This is a genomic window from Polynucleobacter sp. 39-46-10 (genome assembly GCF_002282275.1).
The window spans coordinates 1-3,920 of the sequence record NZ_NCJB01000234.1 but is presented as its reverse complement, the minus strand read 5'-3'; the positions used below and the strand labels follow the sequence as shown (position 1 = coordinate 3,920).

Sequence of the window (3,920 nt, the reverse complement as noted above, 5' to 3'; positions counted from 1 at the left end):
ATCTATCGTTACCTTAATCTCAGGCCGCGGATCCAATTTCGAGGCTATCGTCAAAACAGCTCAAAAAGAGCAGTGGCCCGTCACTTTTGCAGGGGTGATCGCTAATCACTCTGCTGCTAAGGGCCTTGATTTTGGTCGCTCTCAAGGCATTCCAGCCTTTGCCATTGAGCATAAAGAACATGCTACACGCGAGTCCTTTGATGCTGCTCTCATCGCAAAAATCGATGAATTAGGTGCTGATTTAGTGGTTCTAGCCGGTTTTATGAGAATTCTGACCCCGGGCTTTATTCGTCATTTTGAGGGTCGCCTGATCAATATCCACCCTGCCTTGTTGCCAGCCTTCCCGGGTTTGCATACCCACGAGCGGGCTTTGGAAGCCGGCGTAGCCGAACACGGTGCCAGCGTGCACTTTGTGACCGAGGGTGTCGATGAAGGCCCCATCATCTGCCAAGCTTCAGTTCCAGTGCTTCCTGGCGACGATGCAGATAGTTTGGCGGCGCGCGTTTTGGCAGCTGAGCATCAGATTTACCCGCGGGCCGTAAAATGGTTCCTTGATGGACGATTGCGAATAGAAGGTAATCAAGTTCAGGTTCAACCACCGGAGTCGCAATTAATAAAATTATGAGTAAAGAACGTTCATCCCGCGGAGCCAGTACTGGCTCAAAGTCTGGATCCAGATCTGGATCACGCTTAGGTCCACAAAAGAGTTATGCCGCTAAATCTAAGGATCCATTGCGTCGCCCAGAGCGTCGTAATGCGAGCGGAAACATCATTGCGCCCGAAGGTCAAAAAAACTTTTCTAATGCGAAGGCTTTACCTCAGCATGCTATTCATTTGGAGCGTCTACTTCCTGAGTTACTCAATTTTGACCAACCAGCTGATCGTGTAGTGAGTCGCTATTTCCGCTCTGAACCGCAGCTGGGTAATCGTGATCGCGCCTTAATTGCTGAGAGTGCTTTTGCCATCTTGCGTCGTAAAAATGAGTTCTCACAATTTGCTTCAAGTGGTGAGGGATCACAGGCCAGACGCTTAGCCCTATTGGGTTTGCTGTCTGCTCTGTCTGAAGGTGGTCTTGGTTCTGCTAATCGCGCTGAGAGTGCGATTGCTGACTTAGCCCACGTGCTCAAGACGGGCGAGTACGAGTGGTTGCAGCGCTTTGCGACAGTCGATCCATCAGCACTCAATCCATTGGTTCGTAATAACTTGCCGGAATGGTTGTGGGATGCGTTTGGAAAATATCCCGGCGAAGAATCTCGCGAAGAGTTAGCTAAATCACTTATGCATCCAGCTCTTTTGGATTTACGTGCAAACACCATGAAGACAACTCGTGAGCAATTGCTTGCTGAGATGAATGCCCTTGGCGGTCGCTATCAAGCCATTCCAACTCCATATGCCCCTGATGGTGTGCGCATTATGGGTAAGCCCGCTCTGCAAAATACTGTTGGCTTTAAAGCAGGGATGTTTGAGGTTCAAGATGAAGGCAGTCAGTTATTAGCCTACTTACTCGCCCCCAAACGCGGTGAGATGGTAGTGGACTTCTGTGCAGGTGCTGGCGGCAAGACTTTAGCGATTGGGGCAATCATGCGCTCCACAGGCCGTTTGTACGCCCTGGATACATCTGAGCGACGCTTGGCTAATTTGAAGCCGCGGCAAGCCCGTAGCGGACTCTCTAACGTGCATCCTGTCTGGATTGATAGCGAGAATGACACTAAGATCAAGCGCTTAGCCGGCAAGATTGATCGCGTTTTAGTCGACGCCCCTTGTAGTGGCATGGGTACTTTGCGCCGTAACCCAGACCTCAAATGGCGCCAGACCCCAGAAGGGGTGTTGGAGCTCAATCAAAAGCAAATGAATATATTGGCTTCGGCAAGTCGCTTGCTCAAGCCAGGAGGCCGCTTGGTTTATGCGACCTGCAGCCTTTTACCTCAAGAAAACCAGCAAATTGCAGAGGATTTCTTGGCAAAGCACCCCAATTTTGAGGTCGTTCCGGCAGCCGAGGTTCTTAAGCCATTGTTTCCAAAGGATAAAATTCCTCTAGGATGTAGTCCTGATAACCCTTGGTGGCAGCTTTGGCCCCATATTCACGGTACAGATGGCTTCTTTGGGGCTGTTTTCCAAAAGAAAGCTGCTGCTCCAGTTGAGAAGATTGATCAGGGCGATGAAAAAGGCGGGGAAAAAGAGACTAAGATCAAAACCAAGAAAGTCGCTAAAGAACTAAAATAAGGGTTTAGACCTCGTTAGGGATATCCTTTTGAACACAGCTTCTGGTTTTGATTTATTCCTTAATTGGCTATCTCATGGCTATTTAAATTGGGCGTGGTGGCAGATCCTTGTTTTTACTTTGGTGGCCACTCACATCACAATTGCTAGCGTGACTATTTTCTTGCATCGTTGCCAAGCGCACCGTGCCTTAGATTTACATCCAATCATGTCCCACTTCTTCCGGTTTTGGCTCTGGCTAACCACTGGGATGGTGACTAAAGAATGGGCTGCTATTCATCGCAAACACCATGCCAAGTGCGAGACTGTCGATGACCCACATAGCCCCCAAGTTCTCGGCATCAATACCGTTCTCTCTCGTGGAGCTGAGCTGTATAAACAAGAGTCACGCAATCAAGAGACTTTAGAGAAGTTTGGGCATGGCACGCCAGATGACTGGCTTGAGCACAATGTCTACTCTAAGTTCTCTTGGCAAGGTGTGGCCTTGATGTTGATCATCGATGTGTTTTTGTTTGGTGCTATTGGCTTAACTGTGTGGGCAGTGCAGATGCTGTGGATTCCAATCACCGCTGCTGGAATTATTAATGGGATTGGTCACTACTGGGGCTATCGCAACTATGACTGTGAAGATGCCTCCAGAAATATTTTCCCTTGGGGCATCTTGATTGGCGGCGAAGAGCTACATAACAATCATCACACCTTTGCCACAAGTGCCAAGCTCTCTAGCAAGTGGTATGAGTTTGATATCGGCTGGATGTACATTCAGATGATGAGTGCTGTTGGCTTGGCCAAAGTGAAGAAGACTTCTCCAAAGCCAGTACTAAGCGACTTGCGTCCTGCAGATCAAGGCACACTCGAAGCTATCATCGCTAACCGTTATGAAATCATGGCTCGCTATAGCAAAACCTTGAGCTCTTTCTTCAGTAACGAAGTCCAACATATGCAAGTCTTGGCGGCACATTTAAAAGATGCGCGTACCTGGTTGGGTAAAGATGAATCTCGTTTGACTGCAGAAGAAAAAGTGAAGTTGGAAGAGTTGATGGCAAGCAATGCTCAATTACGTAAGATGATTGAAATGCGTCGTGATTTGCAGGCTATCTGGAGTCGCTCCAATGCTACAGGTGATCAATTGGTTTCTCAATTGCATACGTGGTGTCAGCGCGCAGAAGATAGTGGTTTATCGAGTCTGCGTGACTTCTCTTTAAGGTTGCGTCGTTACGCTTAAGCGATGACATGAATTTTGTCTTGGTGAAAAATCAAGACAATAAAAAACCCGCTGATCTAGCGGGTTTTTTATTTGCTGCAAATAAATATCGAATCGATAAATTACTTGAGCTTAGTTTCTTTGTAAGCAACGTGCTTGCGAATGGTTGGATCGAATTTCATGATCTCCATTTTTTCAGGCTTTGTACGCTTGTTTTTTGAAGTTGTATAGAAGTGACCAGTACCAGCTGATGACTCTAATTTGATTTTTTCTCTGCCGCCTTTAGCCATTTGTGCGCTCCTTAAATTTCGCCACGTGCACGGAGATCAGACAAAACAGCATCGATGCCGTTTTTGTCGATAACGCGCAAACCAGCATTGGTTAAGCGCAAGCTAATCCAACGGTTTTCAGATTCAACCCAGAAACGACGATTTTGCAAATTCGGCAAAAAGCGACGCTTCGTTTTATTGTTTGCATGGGATACATTGTTGCCAAC

General features: G+C 47.5%; 5 protein-coding genes. 3 read left to right on the top strand and 2 right to left on the bottom strand.

Annotated features, from left to right (window positions below):
- The first annotated feature begins 4 nt into the window (after window positions 1–4).
- Genes purN through B7X71_RS13375 form a run of 3 tightly spaced genes read left to right on the top strand, consistent with a single transcriptional unit; the run spans window position 5 to window position 3,445 of the window.
- A complete protein-coding gene (purN, locus tag B7X71_RS13385) occupies window positions 5–625 on the top strand; it encodes a phosphoribosylglycinamide formyltransferase (protein ID WP_293600999.1) in 621 nt (206 codons plus the stop codon).
- Complete coding sequence (locus B7X71_RS13380) at window positions 622–2,223, top strand: RsmB/NOP family class I SAM-dependent RNA methyltransferase (RefSeq protein ID WP_293600998.1); 1,602 nt, start codon at window positions 622–624, stop codon at window positions 2,221–2,223. The genes purN and B7X71_RS13380 overlap by 4 nt, the downstream gene beginning before the upstream one ends.
- A gap of 28 nt (window positions 2,224–2,251) precedes the next feature.
- Window positions 2,252–3,445, top strand: coding sequence for an acyl-CoA desaturase (locus B7X71_RS13375; RefSeq protein ID WP_215301888.1), 1,194 nt, complete (start codon window positions 2,252–2,254; stop codon window positions 3,443–3,445).
- 101 nt (window positions 3,446–3,546) lie between these two features.
- Here B7X71_RS13375 and rpmG read toward each other — a convergent pair whose 3' ends face one another.
- The gene (gene rpmG / locus B7X71_RS13370; protein WP_015421876.1) at window positions 3,547–3,714 is read right to left on the bottom strand and encodes a 50S ribosomal protein L33; all 168 of its coding nucleotides are present in this window, start codon (window positions 3,712–3,714) and stop codon (window positions 3,547–3,549) included.
- An 11-nt stretch (window positions 3,715–3,725) separates the two neighbouring features.
- Window positions 3,726–3,920 (bottom strand): 50S ribosomal protein L28 (gene rpmB, locus B7X71_RS13365; RefSeq protein WP_293600997.1); only part of this gene is annotated, 195 nt, incomplete at its 5' end.

Excerpts from the sequence above, each read along its gene's own strand:
- B7X71_RS13380 (WP_293600998.1), top strand. The coding sequence starts at position 622 with ATGAGTAAAGAACGTTCATCCCGCGGAGCCAGTACTGGCTCAAAGTCT.
- rpmG (WP_015421876.1), bottom strand. The coding sequence starts at position 3,714 with ATGGCTAAAGGCGGCAGAGAAAAAATCAAATTAGAGTCATCAGCTGGT.